The sequence below is a fragment of the Streptomyces sp. NPDC051921 genome, from assembly GCF_040680975.1.
In the GTDB taxonomy this organism is placed as follows: Bacteria; Actinomycetota; Actinomycetes; order Streptomycetales; family Streptomycetaceae; genus Streptomyces.
In genome coordinates, this window is sequence record NZ_JBFAXU010000017.1 from 37,091 (window position 1) to 55,330 (window position 18,240).

Below are 18,240 nucleotides of genomic sequence, written 5' to 3' on the forward strand. Positions count from 1 at the left end.
CAGAATGTCCGCTCTTCGCCCGTAAGGGGATCGCCGATGACGCACGAACGGCGCCACCGCACACCGGAGACCGACGAAGAGGTCGACGTCGTCGTGGTCGGTTCGGGCTTCGGCGGCTCCGTCGCCGCGTACCGGCTCGCCGCCGGCGGCCGGTCCGTCGTCGTCCTGGAGCGCGGCAAGCCGTACCCGCCGGGCAGCTTCCCCCGGACGCCCGCAGCCATGGCCCGCAATTTCTGGGACCCCAGCGAGGGCCTGCACGGCCTGTTCGACATCTGGTCCTTCCGCGGGCTCGAAGGAGTCGTCTCCAGCGGCCTCGGCGGCGGCTCGCTCATCTACGCCAACGTGCTCCTGCGCAAGGACCCCGAGTGGTTCGTCCACGAGTCGCCCCTGCCCGGCGGGGGGTACGAGAACTGGCCGATCAGCCGTCAGGACCTCGACCCCCACTACGCGGAGGTCGAGCGGATGCTCGGCGCCACGCCGTACCCGTACCAGGACACCCCGAAGACCCGGGCCATGCACGAGGCCGCCGACCTGCTGGACCTGCGCGTGTCCCGGCCGCCGCTCGCCGTCTCCTTCTCCGCCGACGGCGAGGGCGGGACCCCGGTCCCCGGCACCCCGCTGCCCGAGCCGCCCTACGGCAACCTCCACGGCCTGCCGCGCGAGACCTGCCGGCTCACCGGCGAGTGCGACCTCGGCTGCAACTTCGGCGCCAAGAACACCCTGGACCACACCTACCTGTCGGCCGCCCGGCACCACGGCGCCGACCTGCGCACCCGCTGCGAGGTACGCGGCTTCGCACCTCGCCCCGGCGGCGGGTACGAGGTCCGGTACGTGATCCACGACCCGGCCCGCGAAGGGCACCGCACCCCCACCGGCCGGCTGCCGCTGCACCGGATCCGCTGCCGGCGCCTCGTCCTCGCGGCAGGCGCGTTCGGCTCGACGTTCCTGCTGCTGCGCAACCGCTCCGCGCTGCCCGGCATCAGCACCGCCCTCGGCAACCGCTTCAGCGGCAACGGCGACCTGCTCGGGCTGATCCTCAAGGCCACCGGCGGATCCGCCGGCAGCGGCCCGCGCAGGCTCGCGAGCAGCACCGGGCCGGTCATCACCAGCGCCATCCGCGTCGGCGACGCACTCGACGGGGACGGCTCGACGGGCCGCGGCCACTACGTCGAGGACGCGGGCTACCCGGCCTTCGTGGACTGGCTCGCCGAGGTGTCCCAGGTCCCCAAGAGCCTGCCCCGCACCGCCCGTTTCGCCCTGCACCGGTTGCGCTCCCGGCTCGGTCTCGCCCCGCAGAGCAACATCAGCGCCGCGCTCGCGCTGCTCCTCGGCCCCGCCGTCTTCTCCGACTCCTCGCTGCCGCTGCTCGGCATGGGCCGGGACGTCCCGGACGGCCGGATGAGCCTGCGCCGCGGCTACCTCGACGTCGACTGGACCACCCTCACCTCGCGCGGCTACTTCGAGGGGGTGCGCCGCACCATGGCCGACGTGGCCGGGGCGCTCGGCGGAGAGTTCCACGACAACCCGCTGTGGTGGACCCGCCGGGTGATCACCGTGCACCCGCTGGGCGGCGCGCCGATGGGCCGTCATCCCGCGGAAGGGGTCTGCGACGGGTACGGAGAGGTGTTCGGGCACCCCGGCCTGTACGTGCTCGACGGCGCCGCCCTGCCCGGTCCGGTGGGTGCCAACCCGTCGCTCACCATCGCCGCCTACGCCGACCGCGCCTGCACCCGCATCCTGGAGCAGCCCGCCACCCCGCGGGCCGCGAGGACGCCGCCCGCGCCGGCCGACGCTCCCGGGCATCTCACCGGCCCGTCCGCGGCCGCCAATTCTCCGGACGGCGAACGCCCGACCAGCCTGTCCTTCACGGAGGAGATGAAGGGGTACGTCGCGCTCGGCGCCACCGACCCCGAGGAGGGACGGGCGCTCGGCCGGACCCGCGGGCAGCGCCTGATGTTCCGGCTCACGATCACGGCGGACGACGTCGACCGCTTCGTGGCGGACCCGCGGCACCCGGCGGGCGCCGTCGGGCACGTCGAGTGCGACGTGCTCGGCGGCCGACTGCCCGTCGAAGCGGGCTGGTTCAACCTGTTCACCCGGGACGGTGACCCGTCCCGGCGCCGGATGCTGTACCGGCTGCACCTGCGCGACCCGGGCGGCAATCCGCTCACGCTCGTCGGGCACAAGGAAGTGCGTGACGACCCGGGCCTCGACGTGTGGAGTGACACCTCGACCCTGTACGTCCGGGTGCTCGCGGGCCACGTCCCGGAGGGCGGCGACGACGGGGCGCGCGTCCTCGCCGCGGGCGTGATCGTCATCCTGCCCGCCGACTTCGCCCGGCAGCTGACCTCGTTCCGCGCCTCCGGGCCGCATCCCGCGCGGGCGCTCACCCGCTTCGGCCGCCTGTTCCTGGGCGAGTTGTGGGACGCGTACGGCTCCCTCGTCGCGCCGGCCCGGGAGCGCGGGTGAGGACGCGCGAGCTGCGGGGACACGCCGCCGAACTCGGCTTCACGCCGCAGGACCAGGTGCGCTGGCTGGCCCCCAGGCAGCTGGCCCGCACCGCGGTCAAGGCCGCCCTCGCGGCCGTGTTCGCCGACTACTCGGACAAGCGGGAGTTCCAGAAGGTGCTCGACGCGGACCTCCTGGAGGTCCCGCTCGGCCACCCGGCCGCTCGGGAGCTCTGGATCGACTTCGTCGCCGACCTGGGCGACGGCTTCGACGCGACCGCGTCGGTGGCCTTCACCCTGGCCGCGGAGGAGCTCACCGTCGCCGCCCGCGCGACCGGGGTCGACGGCGCCGCGCCCCGGGACGGCTCCCTCGCGCCGGAGGACCAGCCGCTCCGGCTCAGCCGCGGGTCCCTCCTGGTCCTCGGCGGCGACGAGGTGTACCCGGCGGCGTCGGCCACCGGCTACGAGGACCGCATGAAGGGTCCCTACCGGGCGGCGCTGCCCGAGGCGGCCGACCCGCCGCTGATGGTTGCGCTGCCGGGGAACCACGACTGGTACGACGGCCTGACCGCGTTCCTGCGGATGTTCACCCAGGCCCGTTCGATCGGCGCCTGGCGGACCCTGCAGACCCGCAGCTACTTCTGCGTCCGGCTGCCCGAGCGCTGGTGGCTGGTCGGCCTGGACAGCCAGCTGGGCTCGTACTTCGACGACCCGCAGCTGCGCTACTTCGAGCAGCACCTGTCGGCGAACCTGCGCGAGGGCGACGGCGTGATCGTCTGCTCGGCCGAGCCGACCTGGGTGAAGAGCGCCGACCGGAACGTCGACGCCTTCAACGCCCTGCACTGGTTCGACCGCAACATCGTCCGTACCCGCGTCGACCCCGGCACCGGGCAGCGGGTGCCGACCCACGCCTCGGTCCGGCTGTGGCTGACCGGAGACCGCCACCACTACGCCCGCTACGCGGAACGCCTGCCCGGGGATCCGCCCGGCGCCGCGCCACCGCCGCCGGACCCGGCGCGGCGCCAGATGGTGACCTGCGGGCTGGGCGGCGCCTTCCTGGCGGCCACCCACCGGCTGCCCGCGGTGCTGTCCCTGCCGCCGCGCGGGGCGCGGCTGCGCGACAAGGACGACCCGCCCGTGGAGTTCGCCCGCACGGACCGGACCTATCCGGACACGGCGGAGTCCCGACGGCTCGCCCGGGGCATCGCCGTGCCGTGGTCGGGGCGCTGGCTGCCGTGGCGCAACATCGGGTTCGCGAAGCTGGCCGCGGTCGTGCACGCGGTGCTCTTCCTCCTGATGAGCTTCCTGTTCGCGCTGGCGGAGGGGGTGCTGCGGCCCGTCGACGCCGTGCGCCGGGCCGGTCTCGGCGACTTCTGGGGCTTCGGCGCGGTGTGCCTGGGCGTGGCCGTCGGGCTGCTGGTGCTCGGGTTCCTCGGCCGGCTGCTGCGCGGGCGCCCGGCGACGCCGCCCTCGGGCCCGGCGGTCGCGGTCCTCGCCCAGGCCGCCGTGGCGGTGTTCGCGCTGGCCGTGACGATCGCCATCCCGTACCCGAAGGGCTGGGACGGGTGGGTGGTGCTGTCCGCCTGCCTGGGCGTCGCCGCCGTCGTGGGCGCGGTGCTCGGCTCGGGGGTGTTCGCGCTGTGGGTGCTGTCGGCGACGGGCGGGGAGGTCGCCGAGTGGCAGATGTCCGGCCAGTCCATCGAGGACCACAAGGGCCTGCTGCGTCTGCACATCGCCCCGGGTGGCGATCTCACCCTCTATCCGCTGGCCCTCGACACCGTCTGCCGCGACTGGGAGCTGCGCGAGGACCCGAACGGCGGGAAGCGGCCCGTGCCCGCCACCCCGCCGGCCGTCCGTCTGATCGAGGACCCCGTCGTGATCTCCCGGGGAGCGTGACCGCATGACCGCCACACCGGAGCCGGCCCCGACGACCCGCCGCGACCACGTCACCGAGGTGCGACCGCTGACCGCGCTCGACGGCCGGCCGCTGACCCTCGTGCACGTCCAGGGGCGGCGCCCGCCCACCCGGGGCCCGGTGCTCGTCGTCCACGGCGCCGGCGTGCGGGCCGAGCTGTTCCGCCCGCCGCTGCGGCGCACCTTCGTGGACGCCCTGATCGACGCGGGCTGGGACGTGTGGCTGCTGAACTGGCGCGCGTCGATCGACCTGGACCCGGTCCCGTGGACGCTGGACCAGGCGGCGGCTTTCGACCATCCGGCGGCGGTGGCGCACGTCCTGGAGGCGACGGGCGCGGACCGGCTCAGGGCCGTGGTGCACTGCCAGGGCTCGACGTCCTTCATGATGGCGCTGTCCGCCGGGCTGCTGCCCCAGGTGGAGACGGTGGTCAGCAACGCGGTGTCGCTGCACCCGGTCGTGCCCCGGCTCTCCGTGTTCAAGATCGCCCGCCTGGCGCCGGCGATCAGCCGCTTCCTGCCCGCCATCTCGCCGGCGTGGGGCGACCGGCCGGCGGGCCCGCTGTCACGTCTGATCGTGGGGTTCGTCCGCGCCACCCATCCGGAGTGCCGGAACACGGTGTGCCGCATGGTCAGCTTCACGTACGGCACCGGCTGGCCGGCCCTGTGGTCGCACGCGAACCTCGACGAGGTCACGCACGACTGGATCCGCGGTGAGTTCGCCGAGGTGCCGATGACCTTCTTCGCCCAGATGAACCGGTGCATCCGGGCCGGACAGCTGGTGTCGACCGAGGGCATCGGGTCGCTGCCGCCGGCCTTCGCCGACAAGGCGCCGCGGACCGACGCGCGGATCGTGCTCCTCGCGGGCGAGGACAACCGCTGCTTCCTCGCCGAGAGCCAGCAGCGCACCCACGACTTCCTGGCCCGGCACCGCCCCGGGCGCGACGACCGCCTGCACCTCCTGCCCGGCTACGGCCACCTCGACGTGTTCCTGGGCCGTGACGCGGCGACCGACACGTACCCCCTGATCCTTGAGGAGCTCGCCCGATGAACCGGATCCTGGACCTCGCCCGGCTGGGGCTCTCCGCGCTGCCCTCGCCCGTACCGCGCCGGCAGCGCCGGCTGGCCGGACGGCACGCGCTGGTCGACGACATCCCCTTCGTGCTGCCCGTCGACTCGGTCGACACGCCCGCCCTGATGGCCGGCTTCCCCGTCGACCGGGCGGCGGCCGCCGCCCTCCTGCCCGGCGGCGAACTGCACCCGCTGACCCTGCCCGGCGGGAAGGGGCTGCTGCTCATCACCGTCGTCAACTACCTGCGGACCGACATCGGGCGCTACATCGAGTTCTCGGTCGCGATCGCCTGCACGCACGGGCCGCGGCCCGCCCCGCCGCTGCTGCCCGGGCTGCTGCGCGGCGCGTTCCGCACCGGACAGTACGTCCTCGACCTGCCCGTGAGCAGCGAGATCTCCGTCAAGGGCGGCAAGGGCATCTGGGGAATGCCGAAGCACCGGGCCAGCCTCGACTTCCAGGTCGGCGACGCGGCCGTCTCCAGCCAGTACGAGGTCGACGGGCGGCTCGGGATGTACGTCGAGATCGCCCGTCCGCCGGCGACGGCGCTGCCGATGCGGGTCGGCGCGGTCAACTACTGCGCGTTCCGCGGGATGCTGATGAAGTCCTCCATCTACTTCGACGGCAGGGCCGACGTCGCCGTCGGCCGGCGGGCCCGCGCCCGGCTCGTCCTGGGCGACGCGCCGCAGGTCGCCGCGCTGCACGGGCTCGGCATCGCCGACGACCCGCTGTTCACCGTCTACCTGACCTCGGCGCAGGGCGTCCTCGACGACCACTTCGAGTGCTGGTTCCTGACCAGCGAGGAGCCGGGGCGGACGTACGGGGAAGGCCTGGAGAGCGTCGTCGGCCTGGGCCTGTCGCAGGAGTGGCCCGAGCCGCCGCGCATCGACGTGGAGGCCGAGGCGTGAAGGAGTCCCTGCTGCTGCTGAACGCCCTGTACTTCCTGTTCGGCGCGACCATGTACATGGGCACCATGTGGGTGCTGCGGTTCTTCCTCTATCCGACCTGGCGCACTCTCACGCCGGACAACGTCGACGACCACTTCGGCGTGCCCACGACCGAGGCGACCAAGTTCTTCACCGTCGTCGTCCCGCTGATGTTCGTCTCCGGCATCGTGCTCGTCTGGAGCGAGTGGGGCGAGTGGTACGTCGCCCTGTCGGCGGCCTGCCTGGCGGGCATCGTGCTGCTCACCTGGGTGGGCCAGGTCCTCATCATCCCGATCAACAAGAAGATCCGGGCGGGGGACTTCGACGGCCCCGCCGGGCTGACGCCTCTGCTCATCCGCTGGATGCGGCTCAACGACATCCGTTTCGCGGGCTCGACGGTCACCTGGGCGGCGATCGTCTGGTACATCGTCGCCAAGGGCGACCTGCTGGGAGCACTGAAGTGAGCGTGCTCCCGGCCCGGGTCACCCGGGACCCGCTCCGACTGGTCCTGGTCCTCATCGGTGCGGTGACGGTGCTGACGGGCGCGAGCCAGGTCGTGGCGCCCGGGCCGGTCCTGGACCTGCTGTCGGCGGACCCGACGGCCCTCAGCCGCCACCTCTTCGCCACTGTAGGCATGTTCATGATCGTGGTCGGCGGCCTCCTGGTCCATGGCCTGCTGGGCCCGGCCCCGCCCCCGTACCTCCTGTGGTGGACGGGACTGCAGAAGTTCGGCGCCTTCGTGCTGGTGGGCGTCGGGGTCCTGCGCGACCTCTTCGGCCCGATCGCCCTGCTCGTCGCGTTCTTCGACCTCGCCACCGCCCTCCTGTGCTGGCTGCTCGGCCACCGCCTCGGCTCGCGCTCCGGACGCCCGCTCACCGCGGGGGCGGGCCGGTGAGGCGGTCCCTGGTCCTGGCGGGCGGCGGTATGCGCGTGGCGTGGCAGACGGGCGTGGTGCGAGCCCTGTGGGAGCACGGACTCGCCTTCGACCACGTGGACGGCACGTCCGGCGGCATCATGACGACGGGCATGCTGCTGTCGGGCCAGGACCCGGCGGAGATGGGGCGCCGCTGGTCGGGCCTGGACGTCCGCACGTTCAGCTCGCTCCTGCCGCTGACTGACTACCTCAAGGGCCCGTGGGCGCTGCCCGCCCTGGGCGACGCGGACGGCATCGTCCACGACGTCCTCCCGGCCCTGGGGGTGGACCCGGCGGCGATCCGGTCGTCCCCCGTGGCGGGCACCTTCAACGTGGCCGACTTCGCCAGCAAGACCTGCGTGGCCGTCCCGCACACGGAGATCGACGCGGAGCTGATGGCCGCGGGCATGTCCCTCCCCCTGTTCGTCCCCCCGCTGCGCCGGGGCGCGCGCATCTGGACGGACGCGGTGTGGATCAAGGACGCGAACGTCTCGGAGGCGCTGCGGCGCGGCGCCGACGAGGTCTGGCTGGTGTGGTGCATCGGGAACACCCCGTACTGGGGCGACGGTCCGCTCGAACAGTACGTCCACATGATCGAGATGAGCGCGAACGGGGCGCTCTTCGCCGAGCTGGAGGCGGCGCGGCGCCCGTTCGTGCTGCACGTCGTCACACCGCGGCACGCCCTGCCGCTGGACCCCGAGTTCCTGGCCGGCCGGATCTCCGCCGACACCCTGGTCGCGATGGGCTACCGGGACGCCTGGCACTACCTCGACTCGGCACCGGCGGCGGGCGTGCCCAAGGACCCCACGTGCACGGTGATGCCGGACCAGCCCCGGGGCGTCCGGTTCCGCGAGCGCCTGCGCGGCGAGGCGGCCGGTGCCGGACTCACCCTCGACGTCACCGTGGAACTGCCGCTCCCTCCCGACGGCGCCCCCTCCCCCGGCGCCCGCCTGGTGGGCCACGTCGACCACGCGCCCTGGGGCGGCCGCGTGCTGCTGGCCGACGGCCGGGCGACGGCGGACGGCGCGACCCTGGAGTACACGGCGCGCGTACGCCTCGACGGCACGTGGCGGGAGCTCCGCGCCCGACGGGACCTGAGCGACGCCCCGGGCCCGGACCTCTGGTCCGACTCGCGCACCGTGGACTTCTCCGCGGGCGACGGGAGTTCGGCCCGCCTGGAACTGAGCCTGGGCGACGCCGCCCGGGCCCTCGCCTCGGTGGAACCGACCGGCACCCACGGCTTCCGCAGCCGTGCCGAGGCACTGAGGGAACTGGCCGGGGACGGTCTGCGCCGGGCCCTGGCGAGGGACTGAGGACAGGCCGGGACCGGGCCGGCGCCGGGCCCTTGCGGGAGACCGAGGACGGCACCGTGTGTGCGTCCGTCTGTCCGCCCGTCTGTCCGTGCCGCCTGTCCGTCCGCCTGTCCGCCCGTCTGTCCGTGCTGCCTGTCCGTGCCGCCTGTCCGTCGGGGGACGCACGGCCCCGGCCTCATTCCCCCGTGGTCGTGACGGTGACGACGGCCGTCACACCGTCGACCTGGAAGGCGTCCGCCTGGTCGCCGGAGAACAGGACGGCGTCGAACCGGTCGAGGGCGACGCCGGACCCGGCGACGGTCGCCGTGCCCGCCAGCGCGATCACGAGGGTCAGGGTCCCGCTCCGCGGGACGACGGAGAACCCCTCGCGCGTCACGCGCACCTGCGCGGTGGCGGCGGCCCGGCGCGTCATGACGTTGAAGTCGACGAGGGGGCCGCCGAGCAGCCGGCAGTCCGTGGCGGCGTCGCCGGAGAAGGAGAACGGCTCGTACGGAGCGGCGACGGTGTGCGGGACGCCGTCGACGGTCAGCTCCATCCCCGGCCCGTCGACGACGGTGATGATCCGGTCCACTCCGGGGAAGGCGGAGAAGGGGCCGCCGGTCGCGACGTCGGCGAGGCTCACCCGCCAGGCGAAGTCCTCCAGGCCCGCTTCGGCGGGGCCCGCGGCGACCTCCCGGGTCACGCCGCCGCCGTTCCGCCAGGGCGTCGCCACCCGGTCGCGCGCCCTGAGCAGGCGTCCTGCGGTCATGTCGTCAGCTCCTTCGGCGTGTGCTCGCTGCCGATGCGCGCCGGCCGAGCTGTGTTAGGGTTACAGCGTTGCAGTTGCGGTACCCATGAACCTATGTGCACCTGACAGGAATGCTTTCCCCTCAGGTGCATATTTTGTTTTCCGGCATCTCCGGATGGGGCCTCTGCCTACAGAAGGAGAAGATCATGGCACAGGGAACCGTGAAGTGGTTCAACTCGGAGAAGGGCTTCGGCTTCATCGAGCAGGACGGCGGCGGCCCGGACGTCTTCGCCCACTACTCGAACATCGCCACCCAGGGCTTCCGTGAGCTCCAGGAGGGCCAGCGGGTCTCCTTCGACGTGACGCAGGGCCAGAAGGGCCCGCAGGCGGAGAACATCGTCCCCGCCTGATCGCCACTCGCGTATCCGCTCACCGGGGTCCGCACCGTCATGGTGCGGACCCCGGTTTGCGCTGTTTCCAGGAAGAAGGCAGACCACCGCATGTCCCGTAGGCCCCAGAAGTCGAACCGGCGCACCTCGTCGCCGTCACCGGCGTCCCCGAGGGAGTTCCGGCTGCCGGAAAGCACGACGCCGGCGCTTCCCGCCGTCGAGGACTTCGCGGAAATGGACCTGCCCGCAGGTCTGCTGAAGACCCTCGCCGCACAGGGTGTCACCACCCCGTTCCCCATCCAGGCCGCCACGCTCCCCAACTCGCTGGCCGGCCGTGACCTGCTCGGGCGTGGCCGCACCGGCTCCGGCAAGACCCTCGCGTTCGGCCTGGCGCTGCTGGCCCGTACCGCCGGTCTGCGGGCCGAGCCCAAGGCGCCCCTCGCCCTCGTGCTGGTGCCCACCCGGGAGCTCGCCCAGCAGGTGACGGACGCGCTCACCCCCTACGCCACGGCGGTGAACCTCCGGCTGACCACCGTGGTCGGCGGGCTGTCCATCACCAAGCAGGCCGCCGCGCTCCGGCGCGGCGCCGAGGTGCTCGTGGCGAGTCCCGGCAGGCTCAACGACCTCGTGGAGCGCGGCGACTGCGTGCTCGACCAGGTGCGGACGACGGTGCTGGACGAAGCCGACCAGATGACCGACATGGGCTTCCTGCCCCAGGTCACCAAGCTGATCCAGCAGGTGCGGGCCGACGGGCAGCGGATGCTCTTCTCGGCCACCCTGGACGCCAACATCGACCGCCTCGTGCAGCGGTTCCTCACCGACCCCGTCGTGCATTCCGTGGACCTGTCCGCGGGAGCGGTGACCACCATGGAGCACCACGTGCTCCACGTCCTGGACGAGACCGACAAGAAGGCCGTCACCACCCGCATCGCGGCCCGCGACGGCCGGGTCATCCTCTTCCTCGACACGAAGAGGTCCGCCGACCGGCTCGCGAAGCGGCTGCTGGCCGTCGGTGTCCGTGCCGCCGCCCTGCACGGGGGCCGCACGCAGCCGCAGCGGAACCGCACCCTGGACCAGTTCAAGAGCGGCAAGGTCACCGCGTTGGTGGCGACGAACGTGGCGGCCCGTGGCATCCACGTCGACGACCTCGACCTCGTCGTGAACGTCGATCCCCCCATGGACCACAAGGACTACCTGCACCGGGGCGGCCGCACGGCGCGCGCCGGCGGCAGCGGCAGCGTGGTCACCCTGGTCCTGCCGGACCAGAAGCGGGACGTCACCAAGATCATGTCCGACGCGGGCATCCGCCCCAGGACGGCCCGCATCAAGTCCACCGACGAGGAACTGACCACCATCACCGGCGCTCGCGAGCCGTCCGGCGTTCCCGTGACCCTCGAGGTCGTCCCCCCGGCGGCGCCGTCGGCGCCCCGCCGGGACCGGGGGACCGGCTCCGAGCCCGGCACGCGGTCCGGCCGCCGTCGGCGCAAGAGCGACGGCCCGGCGGCGCCGGATGCCTCCGGCGGCACGCGGGACCGGGGCGCCGGCAGCCGCAGCGCCGCCGGGTCGGCGGGGACCGACCGGCCTTCCGCGGGCAACGGGCGCGGCTCGTCGCGCCGGACCGGGGCCGGGGCGGGAGCCGGCAAGGCCACGGGTGCCGCTGCCGGCTCGGGCGGCCGCGGCACCGACCGCCGCCGAGGCGGCGGCGAGGGGACGGCGCCCCGTGGCGCGTCCGGCAACGGCCGGGGATCCGGTCGGCGGGCGGCGGGCGAGCACTCCTCCGGCGGAGGGGACCGCCGCCGGTCCGCGTCGTAGCCCGGACCGTGGCGCCCCGCTCCGCGCGGCGGGCGTGATCGGTGCACGGCCCGGCCGGTGACCTCGCGCGCGGGCGTCGCCGGGCGGAGCCCACCGGCACCGGCCGGGCGGGGCGGGTACGTTCCACCGCGGGCGGTACGTCCCACCGCCGACGGCCCGGGTCCGCCGCCGACGGCCCCGGTTCCGCCGGGTGGCGTGGTGGTCAGTCCGCCGGCGGAGGTCCCGGCCGCGGCGGCCCGGCCGACGTCGTGTCGTCCGGCCGCGGGGCCGGCGGGCCGGGCGGCTCAGGCGTGCCCAGGTGGCGGGCCGCCCAGGGCTCACGGGCGATGACGGCGCCCGCCGTGACGCACAGTGTCACCACCACGCAGAGCGCGATGAGCCAGGACAGCAGCGTGAACACCGCGCCCAGCGAGCCGTACTTCTCCAGGCTGCGGTTCAGCGCCCTGGGCACGTACAGCGACGCGGTCGAGGTGGCGACGCTCAGGGCGACCCCGGTCAGCACCGCGCCCGGCAGCAGCGGCAGCCACGGCACGCGGGCGGCCAGCAGCAGGTGCTGCGTCCACCACCACATGCCGACCTCCGTGAGGACCACCAGCGGCAGCCCCAGCCACAGCCCCAGGCCGAAACCACTGCGCAGACCCCCCTGCAGTCCGATCATGACCATCCACGCGGCGAGCCAGGCGACCCAGCGCCAGGCGGCCACCCGGGCACTCGCCCCCCGAAGGCTCCAGGCACGCTCGCACAGGCGCTGCATGGCACGGCTGCACGCGGTGGCCGAGATGAGCACCATCAGTCCGCTGACGACGCCGAAGGTCTGCCGCAGTTCGTCGGAGGGGGCGCCGGTGCCCTGCAAGGCCTTGTCCAGTTCGTCCTTCGCGCTCCCGGACAGGCCGAAGAGCTCGTTCACCGACGCCACGAACTGGTCGCGCAGCTCCTCCGGGGCGACGGAGGCGACCACGAACAGCAGGGGCACCGCGGTGAGGAACGTCTGGGCGGCCAGCCGGGTCGCCGAGTCGAACACGTTCACCGAGATGAGGTGGGACGCGAGATGCGTGATCAGCGGGAACCGCTCCTCGGCCCGGGTGCGCAGCCGCGCGACCCTGGTCTTCAGCCGCGCGCCCCGGGACCGCAGCGAGGCCCCGGACCGCCGCCTCCGCTCGCGCCGCCGGTCCCGGCCCGCCCGGCGGCCCGGCCGGCGCGGTCCGCCCCTTGTCGCTCGCTGCATGCTGCCAGCGTGCCGCCCGGGCGACCACCCGGCTCGCAGCCGCGGCGCGAGCGGGGCCCGAACGGGTGAACCGTGCCCGCACAAGGCGGCGGGACACGGGGCCGCGCGCCCCGGGACGGACCCCGCCCTCGAGGATTTGTGGGGTTCCGGCGGGACGGTGAAGATGAAGCCATGAGCGAGAGCGGCCCGGCCGCCGGGCCCGCGGGGCTGCGCGGGGGCCGTGATGGTTCCTGACCTGGTGGTCATCGGACTGGGCATCGCGGTCTTCCCGCTGTCGGTGACCGCGTTCGTCCTGGTCCTCTCGGCGGATCGCGGGAGCTGGAAGGGCCTGGCCTTCATCGTTTCCTGGCTGGCCTGCTTCGTGGCCGTCCTCGCGGCCGTGCTGATCTCCACCGGCGGCCGGCCGCCGCCGCCCAGGTCCCCTCCGTCCACCGCCGCGTCCGCCGTCAAGCTCGCCGTGGGCATGGGGCTGGTCGGGTACGGGTGGTACCGGCACAGGACCGGCGGGCGGACCCACCGGCCGAAGAAGCCCAGCAGGATGTCGGCACGGCTCGACCGGATCTCCGTGTGGTCCGCTGCGGCGCTGGGGCCGCTGCTCCAGCCGTGGGGACTCGTGGCTGCCGGCGCGGCGACGGTGGTGGGCGCCGACCTGTCCCGTACCTCCTCGTACGTGGCCCTGGCCGTGTACTGCGTCCTCGGCACGAGCAGCCTGCTGGCGATGGAGCTCTACGCGCTGTTCGCGCCCGACTCCGCCCGCGTACGGCTCGGGAAGCTGCGCACCTGGCTCCAGGCCCACCAGAACCAGGCCCTCGTGGGGGTGAGCGTCGTGGTGGGCCTGTTCCTGGTGGGCCGGAGCATCGTCCAGCTGACGTCCTGAGCCGGTCCCACCGGGCCTCACGGCTGCGGCTGCCGCCTTGCGGCGGCCGGCTCCTCCCTCCTGCGCCCGTCGGCGGCCAGCAGGGCGATCACGGCGAGCACCGCGAGCAGGATGAGGACGAGGAGCAGGACGGTGAGGACCGTGGGGTGGTTCCACAGGGCGAACAGCAGGGCGACGAGCAGCAGGGCGCCGACCGTCAGCCACTTGCGGTGGGCCTCGGTCCAGGTGCCCACGGGCCCGGTGTCGATGCCGTGGCGGCCCCACCACCCGGCGGCCGAGTCGGCGCCCCGCTCGGCGGTCGAGCGCGTGGCGCGGGCCAGCCGGCCGGGGCCGATGAAGTAGGCGCCGAGGGCGATGACGACGCCGAGCACGATCGCGGTGCGCAGGGCGACCCTCAGGAAGCGCAGGAGCGTGTCGAAGACGGCGGCCGCGGCCGCCTCGGACTGGACCTGGGCCGGCAGGTGGTCCAGGTAGTAGCGGCGGGCGACGACGAGGCCGATGGCCACGACCAGGCACGCGAAGGCCGCGCCCAGGGCCGTCTTCGCCAGGGCACGGCGGCGCCGGTGGGCCAGGAGGACGCCCCCGGCGGCGAGCACCACCGTGATGACGGGCAGCCAGTTCCCGATGACGTCCAGCGCGTGCGCGGCGCCCTGCACCTTCTTCAGCTTGTCCGACTGGAAGAGCACCAGCTGCTTGTCGACGTCCGGGATCTTCGCCGCCGGTTCCAGGCCGGCGTCCACCAAGTCCTGCTTGACCCGGTCCACGGCCTCGCCGACGTCGAGGGTGACCGTGCCCTCCGAGACGCCGATCGCTCCGCGGCCCGTGCCGGTCAGGGCGTGCACGACGGCGTTGTGGGCCGCCCGGTTGGCGGTGACCCACAGCTTCTCGAACCGGTCGCTCTCGACGAAGCGGTTCGCCACCTTGTCCGCGGCCGCGTTCACGGCGTCGTCCAGCTGCGGGGCCAGCCCTCGGACGGCCTTGGCCGCGCGCGGCGGCAGGCCCTGCGACTGCAGCCAGGCCGCGATGTCCGCGGTGATCTCCTTGCCGTCGACCCGCACGTCCACGGCGTGGACGATCCGGTTGTGCATGGCCGCCTCGATGGCCGGGTCGTCGGCGAGGGGTTTCATGGTCGCGACATAGCGGTCGGTGTCGAGGACGATGTCGTGCACCCACACCGTGAGCACGCTGACGGGGACCAGGATGCAGGCGAGAACGATCAGCACAGCCGACGCGACACTCCGCAGCGCTCTTGTCATCCGTCCTCCATGGTCACGTCGGCGCCTGTCGGGGACAGGCGTCCGTGTCCATTTCCGTGGATGTGCGAGCGCACGGCATCCCGGGCTGGGCTGTTCGGGGGCCCGAGAAGAAGCCCCCGACCATGCGGGGGCTTCTCGGAAAGGGTCCGGCGAGGGGGCCGGAGACGGGGCCGAGGGGCTCAGGAGCCGAGGATCTTGCTCTTCTGGGCAGCGAACTCCTCCTCGGTGAGCACGCCTTGTTCCTTCAGCTCGCCGAGTTGCTTGAGTTGAGCGATCTTGCTGCTCATGTCGTCGGCCGGCGCGGGCGCCGGGGGCGGAGGCGGAGGCGCGTACTGCTGCTGGGGCGGTGGCGCCGCCGCTTCCTCCTGGGCGGCCCAGCGGCCCGCCTGACGCCGCGAAACCCTGTTGGACACCGCGGTGGCCGTTCCGGCCACTACCGCGGTGCGCGCCACCCCGCGAAGAAGTCCTGGCATGTCGGGTCCTCCTTGGACGCTTTCGAGTGGATCGGCTTCCCCGGTCGTCCGGGGCCCCGTTCGGCCGGGGACGTCAAGCGGCCGCTCCGCCGCCCTCCGCCGCCTCGACGGCGTCGAGCGAGGCGAGGAGCGCCTGTACGGGGATGCGCCCGCCGGCCACGAGTTGCGCACCCGAGCGCCGCAGGGCTCCCGCGAGGGGGGCGGCCCAGAGGTTCTCGTAGACCAGGATCCCGGCCGCGTTCCCCGGCTGGAGGACCGCTCCCGCCTCGTCGAGGTCGTCCTGGCCGAGGAGCCCGGACGAGGAACCCTCGAAGACGGACACGTCGAACGCGCCGTCGGCGTCCAGATCTCTCAGTTCCATGGCGACGACGCTGCCGTCGGTGTCCTTGCGGACGAACAGGAGGTCGAGAATGCGCACGATGCCCCTGTCGACCAGGTCGAGGAGAAGGGGAAAGGCCTCGCCCGTCATGCGGTTGCCGGGGAACTCGATGACCAGGTAGTCGACCGGTCCCATGTCCTCGAAATCATCGCTCATGATCACTCCACACAGCTGGGGGACGTGACCGCACCCGCCCCCACCTGCGTCACTCTCGACGAACGTGACCGGACGCTGTCGCACCTCCATTGGAGCATTCGCCCGAACGCTTCGCACGTCCGCGCGGGACGGCTTCCCGGGCCTGCTCAGGGCACGCTGTTGATGCGGGCGACGAGGAGGGCGATGTCGTCGTCCGCGGAGGCCGGGACGAGGTGGGTGAGCAGTCGGTCGCACACGGCCGACAGGGACGGGACGGGCTTGGTGAGCAGGTCCGTCAGTTCGGCGAGGCGGGCGTCGATGTCGCTGCTGCGGGCCTCGACGAGGCCGTCGGTGTAGAGGACGAGGAGGCTGCCGAGGGGCAGGGTGATGTCGGTGGTCGTGAAGGGGACGCCGCCGACGCCCAGCGGCAGCCCCGGCGGTACGTCGAGCAGGCGGACGGCGCCGTCGGGAAGGACGGCCGCGGGGGGCGGGTGTCCTGCCCGGGTGATGCGGCAGTGGCCGGTGGCCGGGTCGACCACGACGGACAGGAAGGTCGCGAGCATCGGCTCGGCGAGATCGTGCAGGGCGGCCTCCAGTTGGTGCAGCACCTCCTCCGGGGAGAGGTCGAGGCGGGCGAGGGCCCGGACGCTCGCGGAGAGCCGTCCCATCACCGCCGCGGCCGCGGTGCCGTGCCCCATCACGTCGCCGATGACGAGGGCGGCCCTGCCGTCGTCCAGGGCGATGACGTCGTACCAGTCGCCGCCGACCTCGTTGACGTCGCTGGCGGGCAGGTAGCGGTGGGCGACCTCGATCCCCGGCGGCGGGGTGATGTGCTGCGGCAGCATGCTGCGCTGCAGGACCGCGGCGGTGTCGTGTTCCCGGCGGTAGAGGCGCGCGTTGTCGACGCAGACCGCGGCACGGGCCGCCAGGTCACCGGCCAGGGCGACCTCGCTCTCGGTGAAGGGGCCGACGGGCCGGGTCCGGTAGAAGGTGGCCAGGCCCAGCACCACGCCGCGGGCGAGCAGCGGGGTCATCATGAACGAGTGCACGCCCAGCGGGAGCAGTTCGGCGGGCGCGCTGGAGTGGCCGGCCGCCGGGGCGATGGCCTCCGCGTCGAACTCGGCGACGACGTAGGGGCGGAGCGCACAGAGGGCCTTGGTGTAGGGGGCCTGGGGAGGGAAGGCGAGCGTGCGTCCCAGCGGAGCGAGCACGCTCGTGACCGGCGACCCGGTCAGCGGCGCCTTGGCGAGCCTGCGCAGCGCGGCCCCGCCGATCAGACCGGCGCCGAGCTCGCCGCCGGCCGCGAGGGTTTCCAGGACGTCGACGGTGACGGCGTCCGCGAGATCGGGTACGGCGACGTCGGCGAGTTCCTGCGCGGTGCGTTCCAGGTCCAGACTGGTGCCGATCTTGAGGGTGGCCTCGTTGACCAGCGCGAGGTGGCGGCGGCCGGCGTCCGCCTCGAGCTGCGCCCGCTGCTGGGCGGTGATGTCGATCAGGGTGGCGGCCAGCCCGATCGGGCGTCCGTCGGTGTCCTCCAGCCGGACGTACGACCCCGACCAGACGTGGTCGTGGTCCGGATCGGCCGGGGTGCGACCGGTGCGACGGGAGTCCAGGACGGGCGTTCCCTCGTCCAGGGCCCGGCGCATGGCGCGCTCCATGTCCGCGGCGTTGACATCGGGCAGGACCTCGACCAGGCGGCGTCCGATGTGAGCGGCCTGCGACAGGCCGTTCATGGCCTCCAGCGCCGGGTTGACGCGCAGGAACCGCAGCTGGGTGTCCAGGACCGCGATGCCGACCGGGGAACGGGAGAACAGTCCGTCCCACACCGCCGAGGAGCCCCGGATCCGTCGCGCGGCCTGCGCCTCCGCGGCGAAGACCAGTACCGTCGTCCCGCCCCGGTGCCGGGCCGGGACCGGGCACGCCCAGATCTCCAAGTCCAGCGGGCGTCCCTCTTTGTGCCAGACGGTCACCGTGCCCATGACCCCGCGCCCGGTGGCCGCGCCCTCCCACAGCGAGCGGCCGAGGCTCCGGTCCGCGCCCGGGTGGAGCAGCTCGGCGATGTGCAGGCCGAGCACCTCGTGGGGGGTGTATCCGAGCAGGTCCTCCGCCGCCTGGTCCCAGCGCACGATCGCCCCGTCCCCGCTGGTGGCCACCACGGCGACCGGCAGGGCCCCCAGCCATCCGCCCGCGTCCCTGGCCGCGCTGGTGGTCACTTCGTCGAAGGGCACCTGCTGCATCGCCACCGCGATTCCCGTACGTGCGCCCCCTTGACGACTGCCGGCTGCGACCGCCGCCCGCCGTCATCCTCAGTATGGGTGCGCGTCCCCCGGTTCGTCGCGCCGACCGTGGGACGCGCGCCCCTCCCGACCTGCACAGGGTGCCCGCCCG

The 18,240-nt window shown here is 73.7% G+C and carries 16 protein-coding genes; 10 read left to right on the forward strand and 6 right to left on the reverse strand.

Annotation, left to right across the window (positions count from 1 at the left end):
* The first annotated feature begins 36 nt into the window (after positions 1-36).
* The 7 genes from AB0M16_RS22490 to AB0M16_RS22520 are packed head-to-tail and all read left to right on the forward strand — an operon-like array spanning position 37 to position 8,579.
* The gene (locus tag AB0M16_RS22490; RefSeq protein WP_365345562.1) at positions 37-2,469 is read left to right on the forward strand and encodes a GMC oxidoreductase; all 2,433 of its coding nucleotides are present in this window, start codon (positions 37-39) and stop codon (positions 2,467-2,469) included.
* Positions 2,466-4,343 (forward strand): metallophosphoesterase, encoded by a 1,878-nt coding sequence (locus tag AB0M16_RS22495; RefSeq protein ID WP_365345564.1) that lies wholly within the window; start codon positions 2,466-2,468, stop codon positions 4,341-4,343. Before AB0M16_RS22490 ends, AB0M16_RS22495 begins: the two co-directional genes overlap by 4 nt.
* A 4-nt stretch (positions 4,344-4,347) precedes the next feature.
* Positions 4,348-5,409, forward strand: coding sequence for an alpha/beta fold hydrolase (locus AB0M16_RS22500; protein WP_365345566.1), 1,062 nt, complete (start codon positions 4,348-4,350; stop codon positions 5,407-5,409).
* The gene (locus AB0M16_RS22505; protein ID WP_365345567.1) at positions 5,406-6,335 is read left to right on the forward strand and encodes an acetoacetate decarboxylase family protein; all 930 of its coding nucleotides are present in this window, start codon (positions 5,406-5,408) and stop codon (positions 6,333-6,335) included. Before AB0M16_RS22500 ends, AB0M16_RS22505 begins: the two co-directional genes overlap by 4 nt.
* Complete coding sequence (locus AB0M16_RS22510; protein ID WP_365345569.1) at positions 6,332-6,817, forward strand: DUF1772 domain-containing protein; 486 nt, start codon at positions 6,332-6,334, stop codon at positions 6,815-6,817. The genes AB0M16_RS22505 and AB0M16_RS22510 overlap by 4 nt, the downstream gene beginning before the upstream one ends.
* Positions 6,814-7,248, forward strand: a complete 435-nt coding sequence (locus AB0M16_RS22515; RefSeq protein WP_365345571.1) for a hypothetical protein — start codon at positions 6,814-6,816, stop codon at positions 7,246-7,248. Before AB0M16_RS22510 ends, AB0M16_RS22515 begins: the two co-directional genes overlap by 4 nt.
* Positions 7,245-8,579: a patatin-like phospholipase family protein gene (locus AB0M16_RS22520; protein ID WP_365345574.1), complete on the forward strand. Its 1,335-nt coding sequence runs from the start codon at positions 7,245-7,247 to the stop codon at positions 8,577-8,579. The genes AB0M16_RS22515 and AB0M16_RS22520 overlap by 4 nt, the downstream gene beginning before the upstream one ends.
* Before the next feature lie 175 nt (positions 8,580-8,754).
* Here AB0M16_RS22520 and AB0M16_RS22525 read toward each other — a convergent pair whose 3' ends face one another.
* Entirely contained in the window at positions 8,755-9,327 is a 573-nt protein-coding gene (locus AB0M16_RS22525; protein WP_365345576.1) for a HutD family protein, read from the reverse strand.
* Positions 9,328-9,512: 185 nt separating this feature from the next.
* Here AB0M16_RS22525 and AB0M16_RS22530 point away from each other — a divergent pair, with 185 nt between their 5' ends.
* Both AB0M16_RS22530 and AB0M16_RS22535 read left to right on the forward strand, forming a co-directional pair.
* Positions 9,513-9,716 (forward strand): cold-shock protein, encoded by a 204-nt coding sequence (locus AB0M16_RS22530; protein ID WP_007502648.1) that lies wholly within the window; start codon positions 9,513-9,515, stop codon positions 9,714-9,716.
* Positions 9,717-9,806: 90 nt separating this feature from the next.
* On the forward strand, positions 9,807-11,507 hold the full coding sequence (locus AB0M16_RS22535) for a DEAD/DEAH box helicase (RefSeq protein WP_365345578.1): 1,701 nt from the start codon (positions 9,807-9,809) through the stop codon (positions 11,505-11,507).
* Positions 11,508-11,709: 202 nt separating this feature from the next.
* Here AB0M16_RS22535 and AB0M16_RS22540 read toward each other — a convergent pair whose 3' ends face one another.
* Positions 11,710-12,732 carry a YhjD/YihY/BrkB family envelope integrity protein gene (locus AB0M16_RS22540; protein WP_365345580.1) on the reverse strand — a complete coding sequence of 341 codons (1,023 nt, stop codon included), beginning with the start codon at positions 12,730-12,732 and terminating at the stop codon, positions 11,710-11,712.
* Between the two features lie 223 nt (positions 12,733-12,955).
* Here AB0M16_RS22540 and AB0M16_RS22545 point away from each other — a divergent pair, with 223 nt between their 5' ends.
* The gene (locus AB0M16_RS22545) at positions 12,956-13,609 is read left to right on the forward strand and encodes a GAP family protein (RefSeq protein WP_365345583.1); all 654 of its coding nucleotides are present in this window, start codon (positions 12,956-12,958) and stop codon (positions 13,607-13,609) included.
* Positions 13,610-13,626: 17 nt separating this feature from the next.
* Here AB0M16_RS22545 and AB0M16_RS22550 read toward each other — a convergent pair whose 3' ends face one another.
* From AB0M16_RS22550 to AB0M16_RS22565, 4 genes are all read right to left on the reverse strand, one after another.
* Positions 13,627-14,865 (reverse strand): hypothetical protein, encoded by a 1,239-nt coding sequence (locus AB0M16_RS22550; RefSeq protein ID WP_365345585.1) that lies wholly within the window; start codon positions 14,863-14,865, stop codon positions 13,627-13,629.
* A 179-nt stretch (positions 14,866-15,044) separates the two neighbouring features.
* Positions 15,045-15,338: an SHOCT domain-containing protein gene (locus tag AB0M16_RS22555; RefSeq protein WP_365345586.1), complete on the reverse strand. Its 294-nt coding sequence runs from the start codon at positions 15,336-15,338 to the stop codon at positions 15,045-15,047.
* 73 nt (positions 15,339-15,411) lie between these two features.
* The gene (locus tag AB0M16_RS22560; protein ID WP_365345588.1) at positions 15,412-15,873 is read right to left on the reverse strand and encodes a DUF6325 family protein; all 462 of its coding nucleotides are present in this window, start codon (positions 15,871-15,873) and stop codon (positions 15,412-15,414) included.
* 146 nt (positions 15,874-16,019) lie between these two features.
* Complete coding sequence (locus AB0M16_RS22565) at positions 16,020-18,089, reverse strand: SpoIIE family protein phosphatase (RefSeq protein WP_365345818.1); 2,070 nt, start codon at positions 18,087-18,089, stop codon at positions 16,020-16,022.
* Positions 18,090-18,240 lie beyond the last annotated feature (151 nt).

Excerpts from the sequence above, each read along its gene's own strand:
- AB0M16_RS22490 (WP_365345562.1), top strand. The coding sequence starts at position 37 with ATGACGCACGAACGGCGCCACCGCACACCGGAGACCGACGAAGAGGTC.
- AB0M16_RS22500 (WP_365345566.1), top strand. The coding sequence starts at position 4,348 with ATGACCGCCACACCGGAGCCGGCCCCGACGACCCGCCGCGACCACGTC.
- AB0M16_RS22505 (WP_365345567.1), top strand. The coding sequence starts at position 5,406 with ATGAACCGGATCCTGGACCTCGCCCGGCTGGGGCTCTCCGCGCTGCCC.
- AB0M16_RS22525 (WP_365345576.1), bottom strand. The coding sequence starts at position 9,327 with ATGACCGCAGGACGCCTGCTCAGGGCGCGCGACCGGGTGGCGACGCCC.
- AB0M16_RS22530 (WP_007502648.1), top strand. The coding sequence starts at position 9,513 with ATGGCACAGGGAACCGTGAAGTGGTTCAACTCGGAGAAGGGCTTCGGC.
- AB0M16_RS22535 (WP_365345578.1), top strand. The coding sequence starts at position 9,807 with ATGTCCCGTAGGCCCCAGAAGTCGAACCGGCGCACCTCGTCGCCGTCA.
- AB0M16_RS22540 (WP_365345580.1), bottom strand. The coding sequence starts at position 12,732 with ATGCAGCGAGCGACAAGGGGCGGACCGCGCCGGCCGGGCCGCCGGGCG.
- AB0M16_RS22545 (WP_365345583.1), top strand. The coding sequence starts at position 12,956 with ATGGTTCCTGACCTGGTGGTCATCGGACTGGGCATCGCGGTCTTCCCG.
- AB0M16_RS22550 (WP_365345585.1), bottom strand. The coding sequence starts at position 14,865 with ATGACAAGAGCGCTGCGGAGTGTCGCGTCGGCTGTGCTGATCGTTCTC.
- AB0M16_RS22555 (WP_365345586.1), bottom strand. The coding sequence starts at position 15,338 with ATGCCAGGACTTCTTCGCGGGGTGGCGCGCACCGCGGTAGTGGCCGGA.
- AB0M16_RS22560 (WP_365345588.1), bottom strand. The coding sequence starts at position 15,873 with ATGAGCGATGATTTCGAGGACATGGGACCGGTCGACTACCTGGTCATC.
- AB0M16_RS22565 (WP_365345818.1), bottom strand. The coding sequence starts at position 18,089 with ATGCAGCAGGTGCCCTTCGACGAAGTGACCACCAGCGCGGCCAGGGAC.